Below are 214 nucleotides of genomic sequence, written 5' to 3' on the forward strand. Positions count from 1 at the left end.
CTCGACGGCCTCGCGGTCACCCACCGGCCGCGCGGCGCCGGCGTCGGCGGCCGGATGGTGCTGTTCTGGTGCTTCGGCACGGCCGCGCCCGTGGGGGGGTTGGTGGTGGCCTCCGTCGTCGGCCTCGCCGGCGACGACGACGTACGGGAGCGGCTGCCGTTCACCGTCCTGGCGATCAGCGCGGTCGTCCTCGTCTTCGGCCTGCTGACCACGG

1 pseudogene is annotated in these 214 nt (G+C 75.7%); it reads left to right on the forward strand.

What is annotated here, in order from left to right:
- Nucleotides 1-214 (forward strand): annotated as a pseudogene (locus QWY28_RS24130) (hypothetical protein); the annotation flags it as partial.

The organism is Nocardioides oceani (assembly GCF_030412965.1).
Taxonomy (GTDB): domain Bacteria; phylum Actinomycetota; class Actinomycetes; order Propionibacteriales; family Nocardioidaceae; genus Nocardioides; species Nocardioides oceani.